General features: G+C 62.2%; 25 protein-coding genes and 1 pseudogene. 12 read left to right on the top strand and 14 right to left on the bottom strand.

Annotation, left to right across the window (positions count from 1 at the left end; all coding sequences use genetic code 11):
• Positions 1-13: 13 nt before the first annotated feature.
• The 4 genes from Q2K57_RS10700 to Q2K57_RS10685 form a co-directional block, all read right to left on the bottom strand.
• A complete protein-coding gene (locus tag Q2K57_RS10700; RefSeq protein WP_304525028.1) occupies positions 14-985 on the bottom strand; it encodes a toll/interleukin-1 receptor domain-containing protein in 972 nt (323 codons plus the stop codon).
• A 29-nt stretch (positions 986-1014) separates the two neighbouring features.
• Complete coding sequence (locus tag Q2K57_RS10695; RefSeq protein ID WP_304525027.1) at positions 1015-1479, bottom strand: toll/interleukin-1 receptor domain-containing protein; 465 nt, start codon at positions 1477-1479, stop codon at positions 1015-1017.
• 694 nt (positions 1480-2173) lie between these two features.
• Positions 2174-2617, bottom strand: coding sequence for a GNAT family N-acetyltransferase (locus tag Q2K57_RS10690; protein WP_304525026.1), 444 nt, complete (start codon positions 2615-2617; stop codon positions 2174-2176).
• A gap of 109 nt (positions 2618-2726) precedes the next feature.
• Positions 2727-3596, bottom strand: a complete 870-nt coding sequence (locus Q2K57_RS10685; RefSeq protein ID WP_304525025.1) for a LysR substrate-binding domain-containing protein — start codon at positions 3594-3596, stop codon at positions 2727-2729.
• Between the two features lie 93 nt (positions 3597-3689).
• Here Q2K57_RS10685 and Q2K57_RS10680 point away from each other — a divergent pair, with 93 nt between their 5' ends.
• The 3 genes from Q2K57_RS10680 to Q2K57_RS10670 all read left to right on the top strand — a co-directional run bounded on the left by Q2K57_RS10680 (position 3690) and on the right by Q2K57_RS10670 (position 7103).
• The gene (locus tag Q2K57_RS10680) at positions 3690-4754 is read left to right on the top strand and encodes a nitronate monooxygenase family protein (protein WP_304525024.1); all 1065 of its coding nucleotides are present in this window, start codon (positions 3690-3692) and stop codon (positions 4752-4754) included.
• A gap of 127 nt (positions 4755-4881) precedes the next feature.
• Positions 4882-5877 carry an ion transporter gene (locus tag Q2K57_RS10675; protein ID WP_304525023.1) on the top strand — a complete coding sequence of 332 codons (996 nt, stop codon included), beginning with the start codon at positions 4882-4884 and terminating at the stop codon, positions 5875-5877.
• A gap of 209 nt (positions 5878-6086) precedes the next feature.
• Positions 6087-7103, top strand: coding sequence for a TauD/TfdA family dioxygenase (locus Q2K57_RS10670; RefSeq protein ID WP_304525022.1), 1017 nt, complete (start codon positions 6087-6089; stop codon positions 7101-7103).
• Positions 7104-7116: 13 nt separating this feature from the next.
• Here the strand turns inward: Q2K57_RS10670 and Q2K57_RS10665 are convergent, their stop codons facing one another.
• From Q2K57_RS10665 to Q2K57_RS10655, 3 genes are all read right to left on the bottom strand, one after another.
• Positions 7117-8877, bottom strand: a complete 1761-nt coding sequence (locus tag Q2K57_RS10665; RefSeq protein WP_304525021.1) for a diguanylate cyclase — start codon at positions 8875-8877, stop codon at positions 7117-7119.
• A gap of 624 nt (positions 8878-9501) precedes the next feature.
• Positions 9502-9861, bottom strand: a complete 360-nt coding sequence (locus Q2K57_RS10660) for a DUF427 domain-containing protein (protein ID WP_304525020.1) — start codon at positions 9859-9861, stop codon at positions 9502-9504.
• Positions 9862-10019: 158 nt separating this feature from the next.
• Positions 10020-10721 carry a nucleotidyltransferase family protein gene (locus Q2K57_RS10655; RefSeq protein WP_304525019.1) on the bottom strand — a complete coding sequence of 234 codons (702 nt, stop codon included), beginning with the start codon at positions 10719-10721 and terminating at the stop codon, positions 10020-10022.
• A gap of 299 nt (positions 10722-11020) precedes the next feature.
• On the opposite strand from Q2K57_RS10655, the gene Q2K57_RS10650 reads away from it, so the two are divergent.
• A complete protein-coding gene (locus tag Q2K57_RS10650; RefSeq protein ID WP_304525018.1) occupies positions 11021-11791 on the top strand; it encodes a DUF1499 domain-containing protein in 771 nt (256 codons plus the stop codon).
• A gap of 35 nt (positions 11792-11826) precedes the next feature.
• Here Q2K57_RS10650 and blaOXA read toward each other — a convergent pair whose 3' ends face one another.
• The gene (gene blaOXA / locus Q2K57_RS10645; RefSeq protein ID WP_304525017.1) at positions 11827-12633 is read right to left on the bottom strand and encodes a class D beta-lactamase; all 807 of its coding nucleotides are present in this window, start codon (positions 12631-12633) and stop codon (positions 11827-11829) included.
• Positions 12634-12871: 238 nt separating this feature from the next.
• Here blaOXA and Q2K57_RS10640 point away from each other — a divergent pair, with 238 nt between their 5' ends.
• Positions 12872-13165 carry a coiled coil domain-containing protein gene (locus Q2K57_RS10640; RefSeq protein ID WP_112055554.1) on the top strand — a complete coding sequence of 98 codons (294 nt, stop codon included), beginning with the start codon at positions 12872-12874 and terminating at the stop codon, positions 13163-13165.
• A 174-nt stretch (positions 13166-13339) separates the two neighbouring features.
• On the opposite strand, the gene Q2K57_RS10635 is transcribed toward Q2K57_RS10640, so the two are convergent.
• Positions 13340-14848, bottom strand: coding sequence for an MFS transporter (locus Q2K57_RS10635; protein ID WP_304525016.1), 1509 nt, complete (start codon positions 14846-14848; stop codon positions 13340-13342).
• 379 nt (positions 14849-15227) lie between these two features.
• On the opposite strand from Q2K57_RS10635, the gene Q2K57_RS10630 reads away from it, so the two are divergent.
• Positions 15228-15755 carry a YgjV family protein gene (locus Q2K57_RS10630; RefSeq protein ID WP_112055556.1) on the top strand — a complete coding sequence of 176 codons (528 nt, stop codon included), beginning with the start codon at positions 15228-15230 and terminating at the stop codon, positions 15753-15755.
• Positions 15756-15816: 61 nt separating this feature from the next.
• Here the strand turns inward: Q2K57_RS10630 and Q2K57_RS18355 are convergent.
• Positions 15817-15894 (bottom strand): annotated as a pseudogene (locus Q2K57_RS18355) (oxygen-insensitive NADPH nitroreductase); the annotation flags it as partial.
• A 76-nt stretch (positions 15895-15970) separates the two neighbouring features.
• On the opposite strand from Q2K57_RS18355, the gene Q2K57_RS10625 reads away from it, so the two are divergent.
• Both Q2K57_RS10625 and Q2K57_RS10620 read left to right on the top strand, forming a co-directional pair.
• Entirely contained in the window at positions 15971-17725 is a 1755-nt protein-coding gene (locus tag Q2K57_RS10625; RefSeq protein WP_304525015.1) for a chloride channel protein, read from the top strand.
• Positions 17726-17783: 58 nt separating this feature from the next.
• On the top strand, positions 17784-18830 hold the full coding sequence (locus Q2K57_RS10620) for an ABC transporter substrate-binding protein (protein ID WP_304525014.1): 1047 nt from the start codon (positions 17784-17786) through the stop codon (positions 18828-18830).
• Between the two features lie 193 nt (positions 18831-19023).
• Here Q2K57_RS10620 and nfsA read toward each other — a convergent pair whose 3' ends face one another.
• The gene (gene nfsA / locus Q2K57_RS10615; RefSeq protein WP_304525013.1) at positions 19024-19755 is read right to left on the bottom strand and encodes an oxygen-insensitive NADPH nitroreductase; all 732 of its coding nucleotides are present in this window, start codon (positions 19753-19755) and stop codon (positions 19024-19026) included.
• Between the two features lie 185 nt (positions 19756-19940).
• On the opposite strand from nfsA, the gene Q2K57_RS10610 reads away from it, so the two are divergent.
• Positions 19941-21467, top strand: coding sequence for an FAD-dependent oxidoreductase (locus tag Q2K57_RS10610; protein ID WP_304525012.1), 1527 nt, complete (start codon positions 19941-19943; stop codon positions 21465-21467).
• Positions 21468-21566: 99 nt separating this feature from the next.
• Here the strand turns inward: Q2K57_RS10610 and Q2K57_RS10605 are convergent, their stop codons facing one another.
• Positions 21567-22199: an SDR family oxidoreductase gene (locus Q2K57_RS10605; protein WP_304525011.1), complete on the bottom strand. Its 633-nt coding sequence runs from the start codon at positions 22197-22199 to the stop codon at positions 21567-21569.
• Positions 22200-22444: 245 nt separating this feature from the next.
• Between Q2K57_RS10605 and Q2K57_RS10600 the strand changes: the two genes are divergently transcribed.
• Positions 22445-22660, top strand: a complete 216-nt coding sequence (locus Q2K57_RS10600) for a DUF3820 family protein (protein WP_304525010.1) — start codon at positions 22445-22447, stop codon at positions 22658-22660.
• Between the two features lie 37 nt (positions 22661-22697).
• Here the strand turns inward: Q2K57_RS10600 and Q2K57_RS10595 are convergent, their stop codons facing one another.
• Positions 22698-23006 carry an antibiotic biosynthesis monooxygenase gene (locus tag Q2K57_RS10595; RefSeq protein ID WP_304525009.1) on the bottom strand — a complete coding sequence of 103 codons (309 nt, stop codon included), beginning with the start codon at positions 23004-23006 and terminating at the stop codon, positions 22698-22700.
• Between the two features lie 143 nt (positions 23007-23149).
• Complete coding sequence (locus Q2K57_RS10590) at positions 23150-23614, bottom strand: hypothetical protein (protein WP_304525008.1); 465 nt, start codon at positions 23612-23614, stop codon at positions 23150-23152.
• Between the two features lie 256 nt (positions 23615-23870).
• On the opposite strand from Q2K57_RS10590, the gene Q2K57_RS10585 reads away from it, so the two are divergent.
• Complete coding sequence (locus Q2K57_RS10585) at positions 23871-24770, top strand: hypothetical protein (RefSeq protein ID WP_304525007.1); 900 nt, start codon at positions 23871-23873, stop codon at positions 24768-24770.
• 136 nt (positions 24771-24906) lie between these two features.
• Entirely contained in the window at positions 24907-26889 is a 1983-nt protein-coding gene (locus Q2K57_RS10580) for a serine hydrolase (protein ID WP_304525006.1), read from the top strand.
• Positions 26890-26904: the final 15 nt, after the last annotated feature.

Here is a 26904-nt window from a genome sequence, read left to right as displayed (position 1 = left end):
ACTGGGTTGAAAACTACCGAGAGTCAGCAGCGAGAATGACGCAAGTATTGAACTCTCCTTCTATACCAGCCAACAATATATTCTGGTGCTTCTTATTTAAAGAGATTCTAGAAAAATTATCAATTATTAGAAATCTATCGCTTTTATTTATTTCTGACAGATCATTTATATCCTCATACTGAGCCTTTATCGCCTCATTGCAAAGCTCCGAAATATTGCTCTCATTTCCATCCTCGGCATTGATAAAAACCGGCTTTTTATTATTTTCGAAACAGCTTTTGAAAAGTGACTTGGCAAAAGCTGTTTTCCCCGACTGTTCTTCTCCAAGAACAAGGGTGTATCCCTCCGCCTCTGCTAAGCGGGACGAAGATGTTTCTATAAAATTATCATCGCTTGAATCTAAACTTCGAAGATCAGGATAAACATATATATCATCTAGCTCTATCACTTCAGTTGCTCTGCTTTTTAAAACAACCTCTGTATCATTCAACCACTTCGAAAACTCATGATTTAACTCGCGCCTCTCCCTTAAAGCTAATTCTTTTTTTGGAACAACCTCTTTTATTGCTATTTTAATTTCTTCTATCACTTCTAAAAATGCACTATCCCTATCTGCATACTGACTTATCCACCTTTGCTCCGGAATGCATTTTAACTGCTCAAAGGGAGCACCTTCAATATCGCATGGTCGTAGCCTAAGAGGTATTACTCTTACACACCCATCTTCGTGCAATCTTAACGCATGCTTCATTTCTTCAGCGTAACAGTACTCTGAACCAATAAATTCGGGACTCACCATCAAAATAACAACTGACGCTTGATTTATATTTTGATCAACTTCCCCTGCTCTTACATCGCCGGCAACAATGTCTCTATTGTGCCAAGTCTCGATCACACCCCTATTTACCAACCCACTCAAGTGGGAAATCAGCTGCTCCTTAAACTCTTCATCTTCTCTACTGTAACTTATTACTACTTTTTTCATTAATTCACTCCTAAAAACCATAAGCCTCTTCAGCGACTTATTACTTTCTTTATTGAATCTACCACATTGAGAAAAGCCGAATCTTGGTCTACCCATAAACTCACTGGGTAGCCATCCGTAGGAACTGCCATCAGCTTCCCAAAGGGAGCTTCATGCCAGTCGCAGGGTCGTATAATAATTGGCACCACGACGGCATCGCCGCTGTTGTGGCGTTCCATCGCAACCCTCATCTCAGTATCGTAACAATAATCTGAGGCAATAAAATCAGGGCTAATCAGAAGCAATATTATATCATCACTTTTAATATGCTCATTGATTTTTTCGTCTAGCTCTTCGCCAGCATCAATGGCCCTATCATGCCATGCCTCAACAAGCCCCCTTCTTTTCAGTAAAGATAGTTGCACCTCAAGCTTATCTCTCATGCTTTCGTCTTTATGAGAATAAGAGAAAAAAACTTTCTTCATCAATTCACCTCCATCAATTAATACCAACATACCCTAAGCCCAAAGACAGCAAAAAAAACTCTAAATAACCAATGAGCATCACTCACACCTTAAACCTTAGATGAGTAGCGATGTCGCAATGACCTGTTAAAGTTTATAGAACCCCTCACCCCATAAACCTCAGGAAATTTCCGGCATAAAACCCCAGCCCAAGAGCCATAACTTTCACATCATCTCCGCAGACTAAGTTGACGACAGCATGCAGAGAGTAACGGATGAATTCTTTTACACGAGCAATGCATCACGCTGGCGGATACCGAGATCTTCGACCTACCCACATCCACCCCCAGGAGATAGTGTCTCGATGGATAACCGCGCTCTCGCAGTTCGATGGCGTTGCACGAATCGGCGATCAGGGTATCGCCATCAAGGATGCGGCCCCGCCGGGAGTGCGGGTGAAGGGTAATGCGGGGTGAGGCGGAGTGATAGGCCATCGGCAGTCCCTTGCTGGTTGGCTGATCCTTCAGCCTAGAACGAGGGACTCAGAATGTCACCGCTTGAGGCCAATTTCACTTAGGCTTTTGATCAACGTCAGTCTCATGAGAGTAGCCCGCGCAGCATCAACCGAGGCATCGGATGCTTTGCGCTAACGCCACTTGCGCATCATGAGGGTGGCGATAATGGGCTGTGGAAGATTATCGGGATGAGCAAAGGCGCTGCGCAGAAGCGCCGCTGCCGCAGCAAATCACGGCGTATTTTCAAGTTCCATATGCAGCAATGGGTAGGGCTTATCCAACCCGTCGAGCGGGGAGCGGTCTTTGACGGCAAACCCTTTGTGCTGGTAGAAGCCCAGCGCCTGTGGGTTCTGTTCGTTGACGTCTACCTTGGTGGCGCCTTGGGCTGTCACCGCGTCATCCAGTAGCAAAGAGCCGATGCCCTCCCCGCGCGCCTGCGGAGCGATGAATAGCATCTCGATATTGCCGTCGTGCACGCCACAGAAGCCCAGAATTTCACCACTCCCGCCTTTTACGCACGTTAAATCGACCGCGCCGAAATACTGCTCGTAAATGAGGGGCTTCAGCTCCAACAGGTCCTGTTCGCGCAAGAAATCATGTGTTGCCCTGACCGATGCCTCCCAGACATCCAGCAGCTCACGATAGTCTTTTTTCCCTACGCTCTCGACGTGCATCAAACATTCCCTTGTTGCGTCATGTACAGCTACCGCGCCAATAAAAGACGCCATGCCGCCTGCCAGTGTCAAATAATGAAGGCGGAGCACAGCCACGCGGGTGCGCGGGTCATGCGTCCCCCAGAAACTGCCCGGCGAACGCCTGGAACGCAGGCGTCTCGTAGCCACGGCGCCACAGCAGGCGCGTGGTGACGCTGCCCATCTCCAGCGTGGTCAGGTCGTCCGACACGCGGCTCAGCTCCAGCACGCTGCGCGGCAGCAAGGTGACGCAGGCGCCCGCAGAAACGGCCGCTACCATGGCGTGGTAGGAGCCCAGTTCCTGGATGCGCCACGCGCTCCCGACGACGATGCCGAGCCTTTGCTCCGCCATGGCCCGGTACGTGCAGCCGGGCTTGAAGGCCGCCAGGGTGCGGGTACGCAGCTCCGCCGTCGAGCTGGCCCCGGCATCGGCGGGCGGCAACAACAGCAGCAACGATTCCTCCCAAACCGGTGCGCTTTGCAGCCCCATCTCGGCCAGGGCTGGCTCGTTCTCGAGCTCTGCGGGAACGGCCACGAAAGCGCAGTCCAGCCGCCCGTCGCGCACCTCTTCCACCAGCGGGCCCGAGGGGCCGGTGCTGACTTCGAGCCGGGTCGCCGGATGGGCGCGGTTGAAGGCTGCCAGCGGCGCCGGCAGCCGGCTAGCCGCCGTGCTCTCCATGCTGCCGATCCGCAGACTGCCGCCACTACCGGCACCCACGGCCTGCCGGGCCTCGTCTTCCAGCGCCAGCAGGCGCTGTGCGTAAGTGAGGAAGCGCTGCCCCGCCGTCGAAAGCGTGATGCGCTTGCCAAGGCGAATGAACAGCGCCGCGTCCAGCTCCGCTTCCAATTGCTGTATGCGCGTCGTGACGTTGGAGGGGGCACGCCCAAGCCGCGCGGCGGCGCGGGTCACGCTCAGCTCAGCGGCGACGGCCTCGAATATTTTCAGGGTTTCCAGGTCCATATGATTCGCCTTTTGGAATCTATTAACCTATTTTATTCTTAATATGAGAATGAATAAAAGCCATCGTTTCTCGCGCTCGTGGAGGCCGTTCACATGACATCGTCGAATCCCCTGACCGACCGGCTGGGCATCCAGCCCATCATCCAGGCACCCATGGCCGGCGTGGCCACGCCGGAACTGGCGGCAGCCGTGTCGAATGCCGGCGGCCTGGGCTCTCTGGGCATCGGCGCCAGCGGCGTCGACCAAGCCCGGACGATGATCGAACAGACCCGGGCGCTGACGTCACGCCCGTTTAACGTCAACGTCTTCTGCCATGCGCCCGCATTGCGTGACGCGGCCCGGGAGTCGGCCTGGCTCGCGCATCTGGCGCCGCTGTTTCGGGAAAGTGGCGGTGAGCCGCCAGCCGAGCTCGATGAGATCTACCGCAGCTTCGTGGAAGACGATGCGGCCTTCGCGATGCTGCTCGAGACGCGCCCCGCCGTGGTCAGCTTTCACTTCGGCTTGCCGTCCGAGGCGCGGATACGCGCCCTGCGGGAGGCCGGCATCTACACGCTGGCGACGGCGACCAACCTGCAGGAGGCGAGCACTATCCAGGCGCGGGGCGTCGACGCGATCGTGGCCCAGGGCTATGAGGCGGGCGGGCATCGCGGCTGCTTTGATCCGCAAGCTGGCGATGAACGGCTAAGCACGCCGGTGCTCGTTCGCCGGCTGGTCAAGGAGATGGCCCTGCCGGTCATCGCGGCCGGCGGCATCATGGATGGCCAGGGCATTCGCTCGGCCCTGGCGCTCGGCGCCTGTGCCGCCCAACTGGGAACCGCCTTTATCCTTTGCCCCGAATCGGCGGCCAATGAAGGCTATCGTTCGACCCTCAAGAGCGAACGCGCCGAGATGACCCGCATGACGTCGGTACTGTCGGGGCGCCCGGCACGCGGCATCCTCAACCGCCTGATTCGCCATGCCGATGCCACCCCTGGAGCAATGCCTCCCGCTTACCCCGTGGCGTACGACGCGGCCAAGCGGCTCAACGCGTCGGCGGCCGGCCTCGGCCATCATGAATTCGCGGCACACTGGGCCGGACAGGGCGCGCCACTGGCACGCGAACTCCCCGCCGGTGAACTCGTGAGCCGGCTGCTTCAGGAATGGCGAAACGGCACCTGACGTCATGGGGCAATAAACGCCTGATTACCATGCGGTGCCAGCGTCTAGGAGCACGCCAGGGTGTCGACGGCAGGCGGAGGCTATAGGATAGGGAGCGACCCCTCGGCATCGAGTTCAAGGAGGCACCATGCCTGCCACCCGCACGACCTCGCCCGCCCTGGAACGGGCCCACCTGGTGTGGGACCTGTTCATCATCGTGCTGGTGATCGCCAACCTGTCGCTGCTGCTGTTCGATAGCCTGTTTCTGCTGCCGCCACTGAACGCTGCCTTCGAGGCGGTGGCGCCCGGCCTGCATGGCGCTTACGAACAGAACATCCACGCCAACTTCCTCAGCATCGACCTGGCGTTCGTGGCTGTTTTTCTGCTCGACGTGCTGCTGGGCTGGGCGGTGGCCATCGCCGAGCGGCACTATCACCGCTGGTTCTTCTATCCCTTCGTGCACTGGTACGACGTGCTGGGCTGCATCCCGCTGAGTGGCTTTCGGTTGCTGCGACTCCTGCGCGTGATCTCGCTGCTTCACCGCCTGCAGCGCATGGGGCTGATCGATGTGCGCCGCTGGTACCTCTACAGCGTGGTCGCCAAGTACGTGGATATCCTCATGGAGGAGCTCACCGACCGCATCGCCATTCGCATGCTCGACAACGTGCAGCAGGAATTGCGTTCCGGCGATGGGCTCTCGTCTTCGATGGTCGAGCGGGTGGTGGAGCCCCGCAAACAGGCGCTGATCCGCGAGATCAGCCAGCGGCTGGAGGCCATGGCGGGCGATGCCTACACCAATAATCGTGACGATACCCTGCGCTATGTGCGCGGCTTGGTCAGCCGCACCCTGGCGGAAAGCCCGGAGCTCAAGCGGCTCTCGCGCCTGCCGATGGGCAGCCAATTGACGCGCGGCCTCGAGGGATCGCTTTCCGACCTGGCCTGCCACCTCGTCGACGAGGCGCTGGCGGGGCTGAAATCGGCGGAGTTTTCATCGCTGGTGGAGCACCTGGCCGAGAGCGGCTTCGATGCCTGGCTGCGCACCGACCCCAAAACCGAACAGATCACCGAGCAGGTGCTGGTGGATATGCTGGAACTGCTCAAGGAACAGATCGCGGTGAAGCGCTGGCAGCACAAGTACGAGTGAGCGCGCCGGCGCGACGCCGCCCGGGCATGGGTGGGTCATCGAGTGAACGGCCGGCGTTTGGAGCAGTATTTTGTCTCTGCCAGAATGAGGGCCACATCCATTCCGTGCGCGGATGACGGGGACCCGCCGATGGCGCCTTTTCCTCAAGATGTCGCCTTACGCGGCACTGTCATTCGTCTGGCACGGGAATCAGCAACAGGAGGTTAGCCATGACGACTAACCCATCGACCATTGCGCCCCTCGACTCCACCCGCGTCGCCGTCATCGAGCAATTCGGCGGCACCATCACCCCGCTCGACCCGCTAGGCGCCGAGGTGCGCGGCATCGATTTGTCGGCCCAGGACGCGCCGCCGCCTGAGGTGATCGAGGCGCTCGAGCAGGAAATGGCCAATCGCGGTTTTCTGGTGTTCAAGAACGACACGCCACTAGAGGCTGACGACTTTCTGCGCGCCAGTTGCTGGTGGGGTGGTAAGGAGCTGCACAGCACCCATGGCGTGCACCCGGCCACACCCAAGGGCAATCGGCACATCTTCCGCCTGTCGAACGATCAGCGTCATGGCATTCCCGGCGTAGGGCCGCAATGGCACAACGACGGCAGCTTCAACCCGGATACCTTCTCGCATTCGGGCTACCACATCATCCGCCCGGCCGAGAAAGGTGGGGGCACCTATTTCGCCCATCAGGGTGCCGCCTATGACGCCCTTCCGGCGGATCGGCAGGCCTACTGGAGCCGCCTCGCCTCGGTGAACTCTTCATCCGGCGTGGTGCATCCTGTGGTGCACGAGCACCCCATCTCCAAGCGCAAGTGCATCTGGCTGCACCTGGGCATGACGGGGGCGGTGATCGAAAAGCTCCCCGACGAGGAGGCCTTTCGCCTGCTGACCGCCGATGAACTGAAGCGGCTTTGCCATGAATACAACGATATCCTGAATGCGGGGCTTGAGAACGGCTACGCCGCCGAATTCGAATATCAGGAAAACGACTGCGTGTTCATCGACAACCTGGCCGTCGCGCATCGCGCGGCCCCCGGCGCTCACCTGCCCGCCGAGGAGCAGGGTCTGCGGATCATGCACCGCAGTACCGTTCGCGGCACCCAGGACCTCGCGCCCGGCTTTGGATTGCCACTGCATGTGGACATTAATGGGCCCAGCCCGTTGGATGAAGGCGTCTGGCAGGGCGGCGGTATCGGCTTTCGCTGGGAAGATGGTATTCCCATGCAAAACTGATCCACGCTCGCATTCAAAAAGGCATTGAGCTCAGGGTCGAATGGTGTGACCGCGACAGGTGGCTAGCCTGCTGGACTCGGTTGCGGCCACCAACCTTGGCTTTGTAAAGCGCCTCGTCAACGCGGCGTACAAAGTCCCTCTCGACTTCGTCGGGGTCGAACGCCGCCACGCCAAAGCTTGCGGTGATTCGGCCCACGGCCGCGTAGTGGTGTTCATTCAACGCCTGCCGCAACCGCTCTGCGAGACCTAAGGCATCCTTCAACGAGGTTTCCGGCGTCAAGATGGCAAACTCTTCACCACCCCAGCGGCTGACAATGTCGCTATCGCGAACCTCGTTCAACAGGGTCTTCGCCACGCCGCGTAGTACGTCATCGCCCACGGCATGGCCATAGCTGTCGTTAATACTCTTGAAGTGGTCCAGGTCTAAAAAGATCAGCGCCAACGGGCGGAGGTAGCGTCGAGACGTAGCACAGGCCATTGCCAACCGGTCGTCGAAGCCCTGGCGGTTGAATGCCCCGGTCAAGTAGTCCTGTTCGGCGCGCTTGAGATCGCTGATATCACGAATCATTGAGAAAAAGCCCTGAACATCGCCGTGGGTGTTACGCACCGGCGTGTAGTCCACCTCTACCGGCGTGACAGTGCCATCCGGGTGAGGAAAGCGGTTTTCGAATGTCACCCGCTCGCCGGCCAGTGCAGACAGCATATAAGGACGGATTGATTCGAATGCCTCCTCGCCCATGACTTCTGCCACTCGCCTACCGACAACCTGCTCGGTCGGGAGGTTATACCAGCGGTTGTAGGCGACGTTGATCTCGACATAGCGCAATTGATTATCGATGTACGAAATCAGAATCGGCAGCGAATCCACCAGCAGGCTGCGCCGGTCGCGCTCACCCTTGAAGAGCCGAGCATCAGACAGCGAGGAAGCAAGCACATGGCTGGCCATATTGAGCAGTTGCAGGTCGCCCTCGTTAAAGGCATGAGGGCGATCTGAATAGACCTTGAGCACGCCGAAGCAGTGATCCTGATGGATCAGCGGTACCAGAAAACCCGAGCGGAAGCCGACATGATCGGCGGCGACCCTTGCCACGCGGGTATCCTCGTGGGTATCGCGACAGTGAATCGACTCGCGCTGGTGGTAGCAGAGACCGGATAGGCTGCCCGAAATCGGCAGTCGCATCCCCACTGAGCCGACAGCCCGGCCGCTGGTGGCGGTATAGACCATCTCACTATCCTCGGCTTCCTCAATCGCGGCGCCATCGGCGCCTGTCACCGCCAGCGCTATATCGGCGACCTGATCGCGCAGCTCCTGCAAATCCAGGCCGGCGGTACCCACACGGGTCTGGATCTCAGCCAGGGTCTGCAGCTGCTGGCGTTGCTGCTCAAGATTGCGCACTGCCGAAACATCGCGCTGGGCGGCGATGAAATAGCGCGGCTCGCCTTCAGCGGGAAAAGGGCGAATAGTCCATTCCATGCGAAACGGACGGCCGTCTTTGCGATAGTTCACGGTCTCACCGGAAAACACTTCACCCGCTGACAGTTGCTGTCGCAGGCTTTGCATCAGATCACCGTCGGTTTCCTCGCCCTGAAGCAGTCGCGGCGTTTGCCCACGCAGTTCCTCAGCCGTATAGCCGGTCAGCTCACGAAAGGCGGGGTTAGCGTAAACGATAGTAGGACCAGGACGTGCCAGTTGGCTGTCCGTGATCAGAACCGCTTCACGAACGGTTTCGAGGGCGGTTTGCAGTAGCTCCTGGTCGGTTATAGCGAAAGTCATTGCCATCCTATGGCCTGTAAGGTCCGGTTTTTTGTATAGCGCCACCGCTCATTGAGCACTCAGTTAATCGCGAACAGCCTGCCCCAAAGCGTGCAGGCAGGCAAATTAAGACACGCTATGCGCTTCCGTGCGACTGTAGTCGACCGCAATATATTCAAACATACCTTGGGACATGGTGCTTGATCGGCGACCCATAGCCAGATGAAAGAGGCTGTGGGCACAGAGAAAAGCAGAGATGCAAAGGGGCTGACCAACCTTGATTTAATTAGCACGCCTTAGTCCACCCTCCATTCCCTAGCACTAATCCTTGTATATAACGCTATGATCAAGCGGTTTTAGCCTATCTTTTTGTTAGAAATTTCGTTATCCGACCTTCTTCTTCAATCGTTTAACTTGGCCTCTCAAGTACAGTAAAAAAATTAAGTGAAGGTTGTTATTTATAGCCCCGATATTTCCCGGCCTCCCAGAGAGCCGTTCCAGACCCATTGAATATTTCAATGCATGAGCCATTAGAGTGAATCTTTCATCCCGGCACAGCCATGGATGACATGGTCAACCGGAAACTTAAGAGGTTTCTTCATAGTGGCCTTTATTTTAACCCTACGACCATCCGATGTTTCGCCGTCATGATGTTTTTCGCGACCCTACCCGCTCCGTCACTTTTTCCGTATCAAACGCCAAGCGCCCGGCAATTGCTTTCATTTCCTCAATCGGCTGGTCATAGCTCCAAGCAGCGTCGGTAATGCTGGGGAGTGAGTAATAGGTGGAGTCGCCCTTGAAGGGGCAGTGGGTCACGGTGGGGGACGTCGACAACTTCAACATATCCACATCCTCTTTCGGGATGTAGTGACGATGTGGATAACCACGCTCGCGCAGTTCGATGGCGTTTTCGGTGTCGGCGATCAGGGTGTCGCCTGAATAGATGCGTACCCGGCGAGTGTTCGGGTGCAGGGTGATGCGGGGAGTGCTTGAGGTATTAGGCATCACACAGGTCCTTTGGGAGATCCTTATTAGAACCTAGCCTATCAGGATGTCTGCGACTGTCACCCGTGCTTTAGCCTATTTTTTATCAGCTCTCTGATTCCGGTCAGTCTGATTCCGGTCAGTCTGATTCAAGGCAGGCTGATTCAAGACGTTCTGATTCAAAGCCGGCGAGCCACGTCGGTTACCTTATCGATATCCAGATGGATGCCGGGGTCGTCGACGAGAAGCTCCACATAGTGATGGCGATGGGCGCGGATCACACTTCTTGCTCCTTCGTCGCGGCCCTCTTCACCGCCTGCGCTATCGCCCAGGGCCGCAAGCTCAGGCCAGAAGGCGCGGCCGAACAGTACGGGGTGGCCCGGGCGACCGGCTTGAATCGGTCGCAGTATGAGCTCGCGCCCGGCCTCACGCTGCAAGGCATCGAGTGTGGCAGGGCGTAGGGCTGGCATGTCGCCGAGCAGAATGGCGGCGACCTGTGCATCAGCCAGTTCGGCATCACGGGCCAGGGCTGCGAAGGCATCACCAATGCTCGCGCCCAACCCTTCGCTTGCATGGGGCGCACGAATGATTGGGGTATCAGGTGCAAGCCCGAGTGCGTTGGTGTCGTCGCCTTCTCGCAGCACCACGCGCAGGGCGGGAAAGACGTCGGCCACAGAGGCCACGGTGGCGGCGAGCAGGCGTCGGCCATCCGGCAGGCTGGCCAGGCGCTTGTCGGCGGCGCCGAAGCGTCTTGAGGCTCCAGCGGCCATGATCACGGCGACGCTTGTGTTGGCGCTCTTTCTGACATTCAGGCTCCCGCTCTGGTCGGTGCTCTTGGCTGTCAGGCTGTCACCTGGATGCGTGTGGGAAGTGGGGGACATGGCGCTTGGGTATGGCTCCATCAGTCAGGAATAACGGTGGCTTCGGGGCAGAATAGCGCGCAGGGGATTGTGTTGTCCGTATCGCTCGCCAACGCTAAGGCTCAACCCGCCATTGGCAGCAGAATAGGCAGAGAGGCGCTCCTGCACGTATGCTGAGGCCACTGTTGCCTAGACAGCTCAACTACATAGACAACTCAACTACATAGACAGCTATATAGATAACTACACAGATAACGCCAACGACAAATGCCTGACGAATCATCAACGAATTCCGGGTGAAAAACTGACAAGGAGTCGAGATGGCATCTTCGATATTCAAGCCGCGACCGCGCGGCGGTGCCTGGCCGGTCGTGGTCGCCTGGCTGGGGGTTGTGCTGCTAATCGCTTCAGCGGTGCTGATGGCGGTCTCGGGCACGGCCTATCGGTGGGACTGGGTGTCGCTTAGCACGTCGTTCTCGATGCTGCGCCAGGGCGCGCACCTGGCGGTAGGCGCTGGGGCGGTGGGGCTGGTGACGGTGCTGGTAGCGGCGCTCTGCCGTCGCTGGCGCCCGGTGATGGTGGGGCTGCTCACCAGTACCGCAGTGGTGGCGATGGTCGCCCTGCCCGCGCAGATGATGCAGCGGGCCCAGACGGTGCCGCCAATCCATGACATCACTACCGATCTCGACAATCCGCCCGCCTTTGAGGCGCTGGCCGCAGCGCGGGAAGCCGCCCCCAACGAGGTGGCCTATCCACAGGACTTCGCCGACCAGCAACGAGCGGCCTATGGCAGGCTGCACGCGATCCCCCTCCCCGTGTCGATGGCTGAGGCCATGGCCGCCGTGAAGGCGACGGTAGAGGCACAGGGCTGGGACGTGGCCGCCGTCAGCGACTCGAGGCTTGAGGCCACCGCCACCACCCGCTGGTTCGGCTTCAAGGACGATGTAGCGATCCGCCTGACGCAGACGGACGCCGGGGTTCAGGTCGACATGCGTTCGGCCTCACGCATCGGCAAGAGCGACCTGGGCACCAATGCCGCCCGCATCCAGGACTTCCTGGTGGCTCTGGATGCGCGGGTGGCGGCGGACTAGCGGCTCAAAAAGCGTCAGTTAGCGCGGGGCTTTGCTCATTCCGGTGCCGGTAGCACTTCCAGGCGACGCAGTACGGCTCGGGTGATGGCCTCGCGCTTGGGCAGGTCGGCCATGCGCTCGGGGGTGTCGAGGTTCATGGCGAAGAACACCGGGCCGCTGGGCCGCTCGACCCAACCCATCCACCAGCCGACTTGGCCGTCCCAGCCGCTCTTGGCGCGCAGAATCCAGTCACGACCGGCTTCATTGATCATGATGTCTTTCACCAGCCGCTGGTCGGCTTCGGTGAAAGGCAGCGCCATGTCATAGAGCCGTTCGAGGAAGTCGACCTGCTCGACGGCGCTGACTCTCAGGCTGCCATCCAACCAGAAGGTTTCGACACCGTCACCCACCCGGGCGTTGCCATAGCCGATTTCGCCCAGGTAAGCCTGCTCGCGCTCGCGGCCGATCTGGTTGGCCAGACGCTGGAAGACCCAGACGGTGGAGTAGCGCAGCGCCGAGCGTAGGGTCTGGTCCTGATTCCATGCGGGCACATCACGCTCGGTGCCATCCCAGGGAAACACCTCGAACTCGTCATCTACTGCGCCGGCATCCAGCGCGAAAAGCGCGTGGGGCACTTTGAAGGTGGAAGCCGGCGAGAGCCGCTCATTGGCACGTCTGGGGTTCACCACGAAGCGTCCTGCACGGCCCTCACGCTTATCGACGATCACCAGCGTGCCGTTGACGGCCTTCTGCTCGGCGAACACGTCGGCCCAGTCCGGGCGCTGTTGCCAATCATCGGCCGAGGCGTTCAGGGGTATCAGAGCAAGCAGGGCCACAGCGGCCAGGTGGGCGAGTCGTGTCATGCGATCGGCGTTTCCGTATGGGCAGGCGTTATCATAAGGGCAAAGGGAGAGCGTATCGAAAAACGTGACGAAATAGCCGGCAAGGTAGCGTGCGCGACATAACATGTTGGCCGTTGGGACTATCCTGGCCTTGCAACCGCCCCGGCTCGGTATGTCACGCTGGCACGAAACTGCCTTGTCGCCCAGGACGAGCTATCTTCAAGGTTCCCTATATCGGCAAAAAGGAAAGGAGTTTCCCATGAGCGAGAAGAGTGCCTACGAGCAGAAGCTGCGCGCCAAGCTGGATGAGCTACAGGCCGAGGTGGATAAACTGAAGGCGAAAGCCCAGGGTGCCCAGGCCGATGCGCGTATCAAGCAGGAGCAACAGCAGGAGATCGATAAGCTCGAGGAAAGACGCGATGAGATGCGCGAGAAGCTCGATGAGCTTCGCAACTCAAGCGACGACGCCTGGGACGACATCAAGGCCGGCGCGGAACGTGCCTGGGACTCTCTGAGCGACTCCCTGGAGAAAGCGCGTTCCCGCTTCAAGTAATCCACCACCTCATACCTTGGGCGCCCTTCTCGTGGGCGCCCTTCTCATGCCAACCCTTCTCATGCCAACCCTTCTCATGCCAACTCGGCGCGGCCCCCTCACTGCCCCGTTCTTCTCTTCCCTTCACGCAAGGAATGCCGTCGCCCTGACCTTGGCCGTTGTGGGCGACGTCCCTCAGTTATCGCCCTTAGGGGTTGGCTTCCGCGGATCGGTGGCTTTTTCGGCTTTGGCGGCCTCTTCGCCTTCAGGAGCGGTTTCGGTTTTGGCTTCTTCACCTTCAGAGGCGGCCTCGGTCTTCGCTTCTTCGGCCTTGGCAGCTTGTTCAGCTTCAGCTTCAGCTTCTTCTGCCTTTATGGCTTCTTCTGCCTTAGCCGCTTCTTCGGCTTCGGCTTCGGCTTCGGCTTCGGCTTCCTCAGCCTCTTCGACAATATCCGCCTCGGGCTGAAGCGGCTCGCCCTCTTCGTCTTGCAGCTGGTAATCGTAGGCCGCCTGGAGACCAGACTCTTCTTCGGTGTCTTCCTCTTCGGCCTGGGCGATGTAGCCCGGATAGAATGGCGAGAGGATGGCCACCAAGATGCCGAGGGCGGAGAACATGGCAAAGGCACTGGCGTAGCCGAATGCGTTCACCAGCATGCCGACGACGGGCGAGCCGGTCGCCTGGCCCAGCGATACGGCCATGAAGGGCAGCACCGGCCCTACCGACAGCCGCCCCGGCAACAGGCGGATGCCGGTCATCAGATAGAGGCCCGTCAGGCTCATATAGGCCAAACCGAAGACCAGCGCAGAAAATGACGCCAGCAGCGACTGACCGGGGCTTGCCGCGAGCAATGCTAGGCTTGCCGCCAGCATCATCAACATCAGGGCATGGGTGATGGGGGGATTGTTGCGATCGGCCAGGTCAGCCACCACGGCCCCGCCAAGGCCGGCGACACCCACCGCGAGCCACAGCCACCCGGTGGTACCAGCCGGCAGGCCGCCCAGGGTGACCACCAGATCAGGCGCGAAGATCCAGTAGGCCGCTGAGACGAAGCCCATCACGAAGGCAAACAGCGAGAGCCTGACGAGGCGCGACCACGGCAGTTCGCTGACCGGAGGCGGCGGAGCGGCGTTCGCCGGCAAGATCCGTGACACCGAGGGCAGGAGAAACCATGCGGCGATCACGCCGATGCCTGCCAGAACGGCGAAGGAAATATAGGCGAGGCGCCAGGCACCGGTCAGGAACAGCACCGTTGGCACGGCCACGACCACGCCGATACTAGTGCCCGCGTTCATGACCGAGCTAACACGCCCGTGCAGCGAGCGCCTGACCAACGCCTGCATGGCCGCCGTGAGCGCTGGCATCATCAGGCCGGTACAGATGCCGCACGCGAACACCCCTGCACCGAGGGTCAGTGCGCCAGTGGACTGACTGATCAACGCCAGCCCGACGACGCCGAAGGCTCCAGACAGCACCGCCGCATTACGGGCACCGAGATGATCGGCAGCGAACGGGGCAACTAGCGTGGCCAGCAGGAAGCTGATGAGGGGCAGCGCGCCGATGATACCGATCACGGATGCCGTGAGTTCCAGCTCATCGCGAATGGGAGGCACGAACAGGCCGAAGGCAAAACGCGCGAGCCCGAAACTGATCGCGATCAGCGCTGCACCAAAGAGCGCAAACCCGGTACTAGAGAGCGGCTTCATTCGGACTCCTTCTGGCAAGCATCGACACTGGCGGCCCGCTTCGGCTTCAGGTACTGCCCCTGCAGCGCTGACCGCACGCTCTAGTCAAGCAGCATATGAAGGCGCCGACTATCGCAGGCCCGACGGTAACAGACTCACCCCCGCCTTGGCCCGAGCATGAACCAACGATAGACGCTAATGCGCTTAGCGATAGCCCATTTATCGACGCCACGCATTTTTCCGCAAACCTGGCGGGGCTTGTCGCCAGCGGATCTGGCTAGCCAGGGCGACCACTGTCGCGCAATCAGCGTGATAGCATGGGCCGATCTCCGATCGTATCCCCCGACCACTCCCGCAACCCGACAGCGGATGTTGCATGGAGTGTTGAATGGAATCTTGCATGGAAGAGATCAGCCCAACATGGCTATTGGGCCAAGGCGTCAGCCTGGTGGCCCTGGCCCTCTGTTTAGTCGCTTTTGCCAGCAAACGCGACGACAAACTGTTCGTACTGCTGCTGTTCGCCAACGTCGCCTTCGCCGCACAGTTCGCGCTGTTCGGTAGCTGGGTGGCGGCGGGAATCTCGGCGCTGATCGTGCTGCGCATCGCGCTGGTGCGCCGTTTCCCACGCAACGTCAGGCTTATGCTCGGGATGCTACTGGCCACCCTGGCGGTGGCTATGCTGACCTGGAGCGGCCCGCGAGACATCCCGGCGGTGGCGGCGGGGCTGCTGGGCACCTGGGGCATGTTCATGCTGCGCGGTATTGCCATGCGCGCCGCCCTGGCGGTGGCGGCGCTATGCTGGGTCGCCAGCAACCTGCTCGCTGGTTCGATTGGCGGCACCATCGCCGAAAGCCTGATTTTCGTGACTAACGTGATCACCATTATCCGCCTTCGGCGTGATGCCCACCTGCGCTATATCCACGGCTGATGCCGAGACCAGTTGAGGCCGTTGCTGAGACTGTTGCTGAGGCCGTTGCGGAAACAGTGCCTCACTTCATATCGAAGCCGCGCTCGATCAGGAAATCCCGCATGTGAGGGCGCAGCTTGGTATCGAACAGTGGGATTAGGCGGCCTATCCTCGCCCCGCCAGGGTCGGTCATCCTTGCAAGGGGTTACCGGCCCGCCTACACCTTGAAGATGACCATGCCGGATGTAGGGGAAGATGTTCCACCAGGGCCCAAGGGAATGCTGCGCTTCCTGGGACTGGTGGCGCTGGGCGCGCTGATCGGCGGCCTGGCGGCACTCGCCGCGGTGGGGTTCGTGGCGGCCGTGCTGTGGCTCAACGACCTACTGCTGGTCTCACCCCGGGGACGCATGATGTTCGCCCACCCCGAGGCGCTGGCGATCGCCACCGTGCTGGTACCGACCCTGGGCGGGCTGGTAGTTGGCCTGCTGCACCGCGCCACCCCCGAGCGCCGCCCTCACACACCTGCCGACGTCATCGCCGCCGTGCAGACTCGCCGCGGCCGACTGCCGGTGCGGGCCGGGGTGCTCTCGGCGCTGAGCGGCCTGGTCTCCCTGGGCGCTGGCGCCTCGGTGGGGCAGTACGGTCCCCTGGTGCATCTGGGGGCGAGCCTGGGGTCCTGGGGGGCACGGTTACTCAGGCTGGACCGCTCCGACGACAACATCACCATCGCCTGCGGCGTGGCGGCGGCCATCGCCACGGCCTTCAACGCGCCCCTGGCCGGCATCGTCTTCGCCCATGAGGTGGTGCTGCGCCACTACGCCCTGCGCGCCTTCGCCCCGGTGGCGGCCGCGGCCATCGTTGGACACGTCATCGCCACCAATGTGCTCTCCCGCGGCGCCCTCTTCCATGTCGCCGATACCGTGCTGCCCCGCCCCTGGGAATTCGCCGTATTCGTGCTCATCGGCGGTCTGGGCGCCCTGGTGGCAGGTGCCTACATGCGCTCGATCCTCGGCGTCGGTCGGCTGGCCGAACGCCTGCCCTTCTCTCCCTCTCTGCGACCTGCGATTGCCGGGGCCCTGCTCGGCGTGACCGCCCTGTGGGTGCCAGACATCCTGGGCATGGGCCAGGAGACGCTGCGCTTCGCCACCATCGCCGGGGCCTTCGGCGGCCTGGAACTGCTGGTAGTGCTGGGCCTCAAGCTGGCTGCCACGGCGCTGTGCCTGGGCATGGGCTTTGGCGGCGGGGTGTTCAGCCCGGCGCTGGTGATCGGCACGCTGTTCGGGGCCCTGTGCGGCACCCTGGTCGGCGGCCTCGGCGGCGCCCAGGACACCTTCGTCTTCTATGCCATCTGCGGCATGGTGGCGGTGACCGCGCCAGTGATCGGCGCCCCCCTGACCAGCCTGCTGATCGTCTTCGAGCTCACCGGCAACTACGCGCTAACCACCGCGGCCCTGGCAAGCGTGACCCTCGCCAGCCCCATCGCGGCCCAGCTGTTCGGTCGCTCGCTGTTCGACATCCAGCTGGCGAAGCGGGGCCTGGACCTCTCCGCTGGTCGCAGCCGTGCCGTGCTGCAGGATGCCCGGCTCCACGACCTGCTGAGTCACGACTGCGTGACCCTTCCTCCGGATCAGTGCGTCAGCGAGGCAGTGACCCGGTTGAGCCGCTCCGGCCACGGCGAGGCCCACCTGGTCGACGCTCAGGGCCGCTACCGGAGCAGCGTGACCCTGGCCGACCTGGAGGCCATGCGGGAGGACGGCGACGGCCAGCGCCCGGTGGAGGAATGCCCCAGCACGCCGCGCCCCGTGCTGGGGCCCCAGGCCTCGGTCTGGGAGGCGATGCGCCATCTCCAGGAGGTCACCGGAGAGGCCATCGCCGTGGTGGACGAGGCCGCGGACGGTGTCTTCCTGGGCGTGGTCTACGAGACCAGCATCGCCCGGGCCTTCCTGCAGCACAGCGATGCGCTGCGCCGAGAAGAATATGGTGCGGGCTGAGCGCAGGCGGGGCGCCCCCGTCCTGGCGTGGGTCATTGCCCTGGTCCTGGCAATGGGCATGGCGCTGTGCAGGCCCCTGCCGGCCGCCGCTTCGCCGGCCGCCCTGACGGTGCTGAGCTGGGGCGGTGCCTACGAACGGGCCCAGCAGCGCGCCCTGTTCGAGCCCTTCACCGAGACCACCGGTATCCCCGTGCGCGTGGCCCGCTACAACGGCGGCCTTGCGGCCCTGCGCCGTGCTGTGGCCGAGCAGGACGTGCCCTGGGATCTGATCGACATGACCCGCAGCGAGGCCATGGCCGCCTGCGCGGAGGGCCTGCTCGAACCGCTGTTGCCCTCGCTGGTGGCCCCAGCCCCCGATGGCACCCCGCCCGCCGAGGACTTCCTCCCCGGCTCCTTCGACCACTGCGCGATCACCCACTCGGTGTTCGCCACCGTGGTGGCCTATCGCCGCGACGCCTTCCCGGGACGCCGCCCCACCTCCATCGCCGACCTCTTCGACCAGCGTCGTTTCCCCGGGCCACGCGCCCTGCAACGTACCCCGGCGGCCAACCTGGAGTGGGCCCTGCTCGCCTACGGCGTCCCCCGGGAGGAACTCTACCGGCTGCTCAGCACCCGGCGCGGCCTGGACCTCGCCCTGGCGCGCCTGGCCGGCCTGGAGGACCTGCGCTGGTGGCAGGCCGGCGACACGCCGCCGCGGTTGCTGGCCGAGGGAGAGGTGGTCATGGCCTCGGGCTACAACGGACGCTTCTTCGACGCCATGGTCAACCGAGGCCTGCCCATCGAGATCCTCTGGGACGGCCAGTTTCAGGAGCACGAGACCTGGGTCATCCCTCGCCACGCTCCCCACCCCGAGGCGGCCCGTCGTTTCCTGCGCTTCGCCACCACCACCGAGCGCCAGGCGGAGCTGGCCCGGTACATACCCTACGGCCCATCCCGGCAGTCGGCGGCACGCCAGGTCTCCACCCACCACGACACCGGCATCGACATGCGCTTGCACATTCCCACCCATCCCCTGAATGCCGAGCGCGCGGTGACCCGCGACGATGACTGGTATGCCCGGACCCAGGAGCGGGTCGGCGAGTACTTTCATGAGTACTTTCGTTAGTACTTTCGTTAGTACTTCCGCGCGGCCCTGTTCGACACGCCCAACGAGGCATCCGGCGCCAGCGCCGAGCCCCCTGCGGGCGGCGAGACGCTCAGCCCGGGCTCCTGAGAGACCAAGCACGACCTCGGCCTGGGTCGGATGCCCGCTGCGCCACATTCACGGCTGAAGCTGGGACCGTTCTTGAGACCGAATCTCACTTCATCTTGAAGCCGCGCTCTATCAGGAAGTCGCGCATGTGCGGGCGCAGCTTGGTATCAAACAGTGGGGTGAGGTTCTTGGACCAGTTGGTGTCCTTGGTGCCGCCGCTGCGCTCGCTGTAATAGCGCTGCATGGTGTCGTCGAAGGCCGCCACCTGCTCATGATCATCGTCGTAGTAGTCTTCCTTGAGAATCGCCTCTACCGGCAGCCGCGGCTTGATATCCGGGGTCTGGGCCGGGTAACCGATACACATGCCGAATACCGGATAGACGTGTTCGGGCAGGTGCAGCAGGTCGCTGACGGCCTGGGGATCGTTACGGATACCCCCGATATAGCAGATGCCCAGCCCTTCGGATTCGGCGGCGACCGCCACGTTCTGCGCCATCAGGGCGGTGTCGACGCTGGCCACCAGCAGTTGCTCGGTCATGCCGCGCACGACATTGGCACCGGTGCGCTCGGAAGCCTCGGTGGGGCGTTTCATATCGGCGCAGAACACCAGGAAGTCAGAGGCGTCGGCCACATAGGCCTGTCCGCCGGCCAGTTCGGCAATTTTTTTGCGGTTAGCCGGGTTCTTCACGTGGATGACGCTATACGCCTGAACGTGACTGGAGGTGGCGGCACTCTGGCCGGCACGGATCAGCTCCAGCAGCAGCTCGTGGGAAATCTTCTGCTCGGTGAACTTGCGGATCGACCGATGGGATTTCAGCAACTCGATGGTAGCGTTCATGGAACCTCGCGGAATGCAGTAGGGGAACAGGCCAAGATACCTAGCCTGCTTATTATCTTCCACCCTGAATGTCAGCACCGGACGAGCGCCACCTCGACTCGACGCAGGGTGAAGCGCCAACGCGACTTCTGGGTACGGCTCCTATAGTGACTGAAGACATCCCTTCATTCACAGGAGTGAGCGCCATGAGCACCGACAAGTCCCCGAGTGGCCCGGACCTGGCCGACGGCATCCCATTGAGCGAGCTGGCCGAGGGCGAGATGCTCACCGGCCATGTCGGCGAGGATGCCGTGCTGCTGGCTCGCAGCGGCGGCGACTTCCATGCCGTCGGCGCCCACTGCACCCACTATGGCGCGCCGCTCGGCGATGGGCTGATCGTCGATGACAGCGTGCGCTGCCCCTGGCATCACGCCTGCTTCAGCCTGCGCAGCGGTGAGGCCCTGGCCGCGCCGGCTCTGGACGGCCTGGCCTGCTGGAAGACGGAGGTGGTCGGCGACCGGGTCCACGTGCGCGAGCGCGCCGACCCTGCGCCCGCGCGCCGTCCGGCCCGGTCGCCCTCCTCGGTGGTGATCGTGGGCGGTGGAGCGGCCGGCGAGGCTGCCGCGGAGATGCTGCGCCGCGAGGGCTACACGGGGCCGGTGACGATCTTGAGCGAGGAGGCGGCCCCGCCCTGCGACCGGCCAAACCTCTCCAAGGACTACCTGGCCGGCACGGCGAAGGCCGCCTGGATTCCGCTGCGTGGCGATGACTTCTATGCACGCCACGATATCACCCTGCGGCTCGCCACCGCGGTGGTGGCGATCGAGCCCAAGGCCGCGCGACTGCGTCTCGCCGATGGCGAGGTGCTCGGCTACGGGGCGCTTTTGCTCGCGACCGGCGCCGAGCCGGTGCGCCTGGCGGTGCCGGGCGCCGAACTGCCCCACGTGCATACCCTGCGCAGCCAGGCCGACAGCGAGGCGCTGATCGCCGCCGTCGAGGCAGGTGCCCGTCAGGCCGTGGTGATCGGCGCCAGCTTCATCGGCCTCGAGGTGGCGGCATCGCTGCGCCAGCGTGGGCTCGAGGTGCGGGTGGTCGCCCCCGAGGCACACCCGCTTGAGCGAGTCCTCGGCGAGAAGCTCAGTGACTTTATCCGCGGGCTGCACGAATCGAAGGGCGTGATCTTCCACCTGGAAGAGCGCGTGGCGAGCATCAGCGCCGATATGGTGGAACTTGAAGGCGGCGAGCGCCTCGACGCCGATCTGGTGGTGGCCGGCATCGGCGTGCTCCCGCGCACCGCACTGGCCGAGGCCGCGGGCCTTAAGGTGGACAATGGCGTCTGGGTAAGCGACACCCTGGAAACCAGCGTGTCCGGCATCTATGCCGCCGGCGACATCGCCTGCGGGCCGGATCCGCTGAGCGGTGAGCGCGTGCGCATCGAGCACTGGACGGTGGCCCAGCGCCAGGGGCAGCGCGCCGCTCGCAATATCCTCGGCGCCGAGGATACCCGGGCCGCCGTGCCCTTCTTCTGGAGCCAGCACTACGACATCGGCATCAACTACGTGGGCCATGCCACGCACTGGGATCGCATCGAGACCGACGGCGCCCCGGCTGCCCACGACTTCACTGCGCGCTTCATCGCCGGCGGCCACGCTCTGGCGGTGGCGACAATCTTCCGGGATAGGGAGAGCCTAGAGGCCGAGGCCAAGATGGAGGCCCGTATCCGCTCACGCTAGGCGCGGCCTAGTGGTGCACGCCTGCCGGAAGGCGACGGCATCGCCCCGCCAGGCGACGCAGGGACGGGCATGCCGGGTCGAGTGATACCAAGCGGGCGGCTAGCGCAGCACCGCGCCGATCTCGCGCTCGCCGTCGAGCAAGTAGAACTCGCGGTCGGTGAGGTCATCTGCCTTAACCAGATGCGCCAGCGCATGGGCGACGTTGGCGCGAGAGACGGTATTCACGCCGCCGGTTTCCTCGAGCGAGGTAGCGACGCGCTCGCTTGCGGGCTCGTCGGTCAGCCGCCCGGGCTTGAGGATCAGGTAGGGCACGCCGGCACTTCTCAAGTAGGCATCGGCGGCGAACTTGGCGGCCATGTAGGGGCGCAGTTTCTCGGGGGCTTCCTGCGGGTTTTCGGCGCGCAGGGCGCTGACCATCAGGAAGCGCTTGATGCCGAGTTCGCGGCTGGTATCGACGGCGCGGGTGGCGGCGTACAAGTCGATCAGCAGCGTCTTGTCGGGCCCGGTATGGGGGCCGGAGCCGGCGGTGAAGAGCACCTGATCGCAGCCTTCGAAGGCATGGCGGAAGTCGCCTTCCAGATCGGCGATCACGGTGTCGATGCCCTGCTCGGCGAACCAGGTGCGCTGGTCTTCATTACGGATCATGGCCTTGATGGGCAGTCCGGCCTTGGCGGCAATCGCGCAGAACTGGTGGCCGATCTGGCCGTTGGCACCGATCACTAAGGTGGTCATGCTCGTCTCCCTGTCGGTTCGTGTCGCTCGCTAGGTTCCGACTATTAGGTTCCTAATAGTCGTCACCACCAGCATTCTCAACATGCTGGCGCTTGCTGGCAACAGGCCGACAAGGAGGGATGAGGCTGGAGCGAAGACGGCCGCTGACGTAAGCTCGCCGCTCACATGGATGAGCCGAGACCTTATCCCTACCCCAAGCCTTCATGGACGCCGCAAACCATCGCACGCCTTTCAAGGAGAATGCCGTGAACCCCGAAGATCTGGAACGCCTGGTGACCCTGAAGATGCCCTTTGGCAAGCACCAGGGCACGCTGATCGCGGACCTGCCCGGCGGCTATCTCAACTGGTTTGCCCGGGAGGGTTTTCCTAATGGCGAGATCGGTCGGCTACTACAGCTGATGCAAGAGATCGACCACAACGGCCTCAGCGGGCTGCTCGATCCGCTGCGTCGCCGTGCCTAACGCTATATAAAGGCGGCCTCGAGCGCTTCTTTGCTTATCACTCTGGCATTACGACCCAATCGGGTTCTTCGAACTCGCCAATCACACTAATCTCACAGCAAGGGGCCGCGCTCTTGATAATGGCGTCGATGGTTGGCGGATGCTCGGCTTCCATGGCGTCGCGACTGGCCTTGCTGTCCCAGCGAGCAATGGCGATCAGAGTGTCGGGATCGCCGATCTTGCGATGTAACTCGGTGCCGCGGGCGCCGGGCGCCTGTTGGATAAGTTCGCTGGCCCGCACCCAGGCTTCGGCATACTCCTCGGCGGTATAGCCGTCCTTGATACGCACTTCGAAGAGATACTTCATGCGGGTCTCCTGTCGATCGGCCCCGAATTGACCGTTGTCATCCCTTCCACGGCAGGTTAGTCAGGCCGGCCAACCCCGGACCTCAGCCCGGGTGGCCTCAAGAATGTGAATTCGCCCTCGCGGCTGAACGGAGGGTGCAGCGGCTATTCGAAGCTTGCACAAACCGGGGACTGCGCGGAGGGATCGTGGCTTTCGACATGTGTCGTTGCCATATCTCCGGCCTCGATGGGGATATGCCACTGGTGGTCATTCTGCATGCCGTCGCAGGTGCCGACGCTGCCGCCACCGAAGTTGGAATCGATCCAGTAGTCGACCGCATAGCTACCACCGGCCTGCAGCGCACCGGGGAAGGTAAACGAGAAGGCCGGATCGCCGTCGGCGGAAACAGTGTCGGACTGCACGGCAAGCACCTCGCCCGAGGCGGTATCGACAAGGGCAGCCTTAATCTCCTGGCCGCCGTGTGGGCCGCCGAAGCTGGCGTCTCCCTGGAAGGTGAGATCCTGACCATCGGCGGCCAGCGCTGGAGCGGCCAGCAAGGCGGTGGAAAAGAGAGCCGTGGCGATCAGCATTGAAGTGGCTGAGCGAAGCGTGAAGTGATTCCTGTCCATGATGCGAAACCTCCCGAAGCATGACGAAGAGGCCCGAACGGGCCTGTCCACAGCATAGTGGCTTGCCCGGCCCCTTGCCGGCAAAGACAGCCTGGAAGGCTCCAACTCAGGTGATCGTTCAGGCCAGGCGCTCAGCTAAGGAGTCCAGGAAAATCACCCCCAAAAGTCTTGCATCGCGTGACATTCTCAGCATTTCTGACCATATTATCCTGCGATGTGCCTCATCATCGCTCTCTCATTGCAAGGAAATGCATTCATGATGTCCGCTTCACGTTGTGCTGTCTTCGCCGCCGTCCCGCTGCTGTGCTTGGCCAGCACCGCCCAGGCGCTGAACTGGCAGGCCGCGCCGCTCTACGAAACCATTGAATTGAAATCAGGTTTCCAGCCTGATCCTCACCAGATCAGCATAAGCGCGGGCGGTGACATCGACGCCTCAGAAGCCGGCCCCAACTGCAGCGGCTTCGTAAACGGCGAAACGCCGGATTTGGACATCAACTTCCAGGCTGGCCAGTACCCACTCACCATCTATGTTGAGTCCGAAGCAGACACGACGCTGGTGGTCTATGACGCCAACGGCAACTGGCACTGCAACGACGACTATTCGACCACCAGCGGCAACAATCCAGCGCTGCAATGGAGTTCAGCGCCTTCCGGCAACTATAACGTCTGGGTTGGCACCTTTAACCCCGGCGAAATGCCCCAGGCGGTCGTCAAGGTATCCGAGCGCGACCCTGAATGGACAGGCATGCCGAGCGACTCCTCTTCGAGCACCACGCCGGTCAACAATAGCGGCGACATCGAATGGGGCGACAATACCAGCCGGTGGGCCAATGATGGCGAATGCGATGACCCGCGCTTCGCAGGTGAAGGGGTGCACTCGCTCAACGTCGACGAGGACCGCTATCACGACGCTGTGGATTGCCAGAGTCTCTATGAACAGGGCCGTATCACGCTCGCGTCGGAAAGTGGCACGGTCAACAGCTCAAACGACATCCAGTGGGGTGATAACACCAGCCAGTGGTCCAACGACGGTGAATGCGACGATCCGCGATTTGCCGGCCCCGGGGTGAATGCGAACAACCTCGCTGAAGACCGCTATCACGACGCCGCCGACTGCCAGAGCCTCTATGGACAGGGTCAGATCTACTTGCAGTGATAAAGCACCGGCCATAAACGATGGCCGGATCAGCATGCTGCCTTTTCTTGCGCCAGGTCATCGGACCTGGCGCTTCGTTCGTGTCTACTGACCCCCTCGGGATCGAATAAACAGGCATACGAGCGAGGCGAAAAGAATGCGGACACTGATCGGCCTGGTGATGCTGGCCTGTAGCCTGATGGCACCCTCAGTACAGGCCGAATCACGCCTGCTGCCGCGGGATAACTTGGCGGCCTTCGTCGATGGCTTCGTCGAGGCGCGCATGACCGCCCATAACATTGCCGGGCTCAGCGTCGCGATCGTGCATCAGGGTGAGCTTGTCCTGGCCAAGGGCTATGGCCATGCCGACCTGGCTAACGGCCGGCGCGTTGATGCCAGCCGCACGCTCTTTCGTCCGGGCTCGATCTCCAAGCTGTTCACCTGGACCGCGGTGATGCAGTTGGTCGAGCAGGGGCAGCTGTCGCTCGACGCGAATATCCGCCGCTACCTACCCGACTTCCCCCTCGAGACGCGCTTCGACACCCCGATCACCCTGGCTGACCTGATGGCTCATCGCGCGGGCTTCGAGGATTCAGCCATGGGCCACCTGTTCGAGGACGACCCGACGCAGGTACAGACGCTGCGGGACTACCTCGTCAGCCATCATCCCACCCAGGTTCGCCCGCCGGGCACACTGCCCGCCTACTCGAACTTCGGGGTAGCGCTGGCCGGTCTGATCGTCGCTGAGGTCAGCGGAATGTCCTGGGAGGCCTACGCCGAGCAGCATCTCTTCGCGCCGCTGGGCATGGCCCACAGCACCTTCCGAGAACCCTGGGGGCCGCAGCGCCCGGGGAGGCCCATGAGCGAGGCACTGCGGGCAGAGGTCAGCCGGGGCTATGTCTACCGCCATGGCGCCTTCCATCCCGGCGGCTTCGCGTTCATCAGCGGCATCGGCCCCGCCGGGGCGCTCTCGACCACCGCCACCGACATGGCCCGCTGGATGCTGGCCCAACTCAACGCCGGCGAACTGGACGGCTCGCGCATCCTGGCCGCAGAAACGGCGCGGCGCATGCACCGCCAGCATGCCACCCTCGCCCCGGGCCTGCCGGGCATCGCCCATGGCTTCATCGAGAGCGAGATCGGCGGCTACCGGGCCATTGGCCATGGCGGCGGTACCGTCTACTTTGTCTCCGACCTGCAGCTGATTCCGGCCCTGGGGCTCGGCGTGTTCGTGTCCACCAACACCCCCAGCGGCGAGGCGCTGGTACGCGACTTCGTGCGCGAACTGGTGACCCGCTATTTTCCTGGCCCGTCGGCGGCTGGACGCTCCACACCCGATTCAGCAGCCGCCGCACCGGCCAAAAGCCATGCGGCTCTCTCCCTGGACGACTATGTCGGCAGTTACCTGTCTACCCGGCGCGCCTATACCACCGTCGAGGCGCTGCTTAACGTGCCGCTGGCCACGATCGGCGCCGGCGAAGAAGGAGACCTGCTACTGACCTGGCATGGCCGGGAAACTCGACTGGCGAGGGCGGATGATGGGGCCAGCGAGGAAGGAAGCGATACTTTCGTTATCCCGAAGACCGGTGAGCGGGTCAGGTTCCTGCGCGATGAGGCCGGCCAGGTGACTCAGTTGGCGCTGCCGATTCCGGTGATGGTTATGGAGAAGGTCTCGGCGTGGAAGAATCCCCAGCTTCGCCAACTCGCCCTCGGCGCGGCAATGCCGGTCTTCGCCGCCGTGCCGGTGGGGGCCTGGCTGCGGCGCCGTCGACGCTCGAGGCAGGCAGCGGGTGAGCGCTGGGCTGGCCGCCTGATCGTGGCAGCGACACTGGCATGGCTGGCCACCTTTGCAACCGGCCTGGTCGCCGCCCTGCCGCTCACCCGAGACGCGGCCAACGTCTTCTACCACTTCCCGTCGCCGCTGTTCCTCGCGTCCCTGGCCATCGCCCTGCTTGCGTCCGGGTTGACCCTGATCAGCGTGGGGCTGCTCTATCCCGTATGGCGCCGCGGGCACTGGCCAAACTGGCGATGCCTGCGGCATACCCTGGTGGTACTGATCATGGTGACCTGCACAGCGATCCTTTGGAGCTTCAATGCCCTGGGGTTTCATTTCCTAGGCTTTCAGCTACTGGGTACCTGAGTCTCGTAACCCCGG

This window comes from Halomonas sp. I5-271120 (assembly GCF_030553075.1).
Classification (GTDB): domain Bacteria; phylum Pseudomonadota; class Gammaproteobacteria; order Pseudomonadales; family Halomonadaceae; genus Onishia; species Onishia taeanensis_A.
The sequence above is the reverse complement of the archived record's forward strand: the minus strand, read 5'-3'. Positions and strand labels throughout refer to the sequence as shown.

Bases quoted from the DNA above. Each gene is read 5' to 3' on its own strand.
- Q2K57_RS10690 (WP_304525026.1), bottom strand. From the start codon at position 2,617: ATGCACGTCGAGAGCGTAGGGAAAAAAGACTATCGTGAGCTGCTGGAT.
- blaOXA (WP_304525017.1), bottom strand. From the start codon at position 12,633: ATGACACGACTCGCCCACCTGGCCGCTGTGGCCCTGCTTGCTCTGATA.
- Q2K57_RS10635 (WP_304525016.1), bottom strand. From the start codon at position 14,848: ATGAAGCCGCTCTCTAGTACCGGGTTTGCGCTCTTTGGTGCAGCGCTG.
- Q2K57_RS10665 (WP_304525021.1), bottom strand. From the start codon at position 8,877: ATGACTTTCGCTATAACCGACCAGGAGCTACTGCAAACCGCCCTCGAA.
- Q2K57_RS10605 (WP_304525011.1), bottom strand. From the start codon at position 22,199: ATGACCACCTTAGTGATCGGTGCCAACGGCCAGATCGGCCACCAGTTC.
- Q2K57_RS10655 (WP_304525019.1), bottom strand. From the start codon at position 10,721: ATGTCCCCCACTTCCCACACGCATCCAGGTGACAGCCTGACAGCCAAG.
- Q2K57_RS10640 (WP_112055554.1), top strand. From the start codon at position 12,872: ATGAGCGAGAAGAGTGCCTACGAGCAGAAGCTGCGCGCCAAGCTGGAT.
- Q2K57_RS10670 (WP_304525022.1), top strand. From the start codon at position 6,087: ATGACGACTAACCCATCGACCATTGCGCCCCTCGACTCCACCCGCGTC.
- Q2K57_RS10700 (WP_304525028.1), bottom strand. From the start codon at position 985: ATGAAAAAAGTAGTAATAAGTTACAGTAGAGAAGATGAAGAGTTTAAG.
- Q2K57_RS10685 (WP_304525025.1), bottom strand. From the start codon at position 3,596: ATGGACCTGGAAACCCTGAAAATATTCGAGGCCGTCGCCGCTGAGCTG.
- Q2K57_RS10590 (WP_304525008.1), bottom strand. From the start codon at position 23,614: ATGGACAGGAATCACTTCACGCTTCGCTCAGCCACTTCAATGCTGATC.
- Q2K57_RS10630 (WP_112055556.1), top strand. From the start codon at position 15,228: ATGGAAGAGATCAGCCCAACATGGCTATTGGGCCAAGGCGTCAGCCTG.
- Q2K57_RS10660 (WP_304525020.1), bottom strand. From the start codon at position 9,861: ATGCCTAATACCTCAAGCACTCCCCGCATCACCCTGCACCCGAACACT.
- Q2K57_RS10620 (WP_304525014.1), top strand. From the start codon at position 17,784: ATGGCGCTGTGCAGGCCCCTGCCGGCCGCCGCTTCGCCGGCCGCCCTG.
- nfsA (WP_304525013.1), bottom strand. From the start codon at position 19,755: ATGAACGCTACCATCGAGTTGCTGAAATCCCATCGGTCGATCCGCAAG.
- Q2K57_RS10595 (WP_304525009.1), bottom strand. From the start codon at position 23,006: ATGAAGTATCTCTTCGAAGTGCGTATCAAGGACGGCTATACCGCCGAG.
- Q2K57_RS10610 (WP_304525012.1), top strand. From the start codon at position 19,941: ATGAGCACCGACAAGTCCCCGAGTGGCCCGGACCTGGCCGACGGCATC.
- Q2K57_RS10650 (WP_304525018.1), top strand. From the start codon at position 11,021: ATGGCATCTTCGATATTCAAGCCGCGACCGCGCGGCGGTGCCTGGCCG.
- Q2K57_RS10675 (WP_304525023.1), top strand. From the start codon at position 4,882: ATGCCTGCCACCCGCACGACCTCGCCCGCCCTGGAACGGGCCCACCTG.
- Q2K57_RS10625 (WP_304525015.1), top strand. From the start codon at position 15,971: ATGCCGGATGTAGGGGAAGATGTTCCACCAGGGCCCAAGGGAATGCTG.
- Q2K57_RS10585 (WP_304525007.1), top strand. From the start codon at position 23,871: ATGATGTCCGCTTCACGTTGTGCTGTCTTCGCCGCCGTCCCGCTGCTG.
- Q2K57_RS10580 (WP_304525006.1), top strand. From the start codon at position 24,907: ATGCGGACACTGATCGGCCTGGTGATGCTGGCCTGTAGCCTGATGGCA.
- Q2K57_RS10695 (WP_304525027.1), bottom strand. From the start codon at position 1,479: ATGTTGGTATTAATTGATGGAGGTGAATTGATGAAGAAAGTTTTTTTC.
- Q2K57_RS10680 (WP_304525024.1), top strand. From the start codon at position 3,690: ATGACATCGTCGAATCCCCTGACCGACCGGCTGGGCATCCAGCCCATC.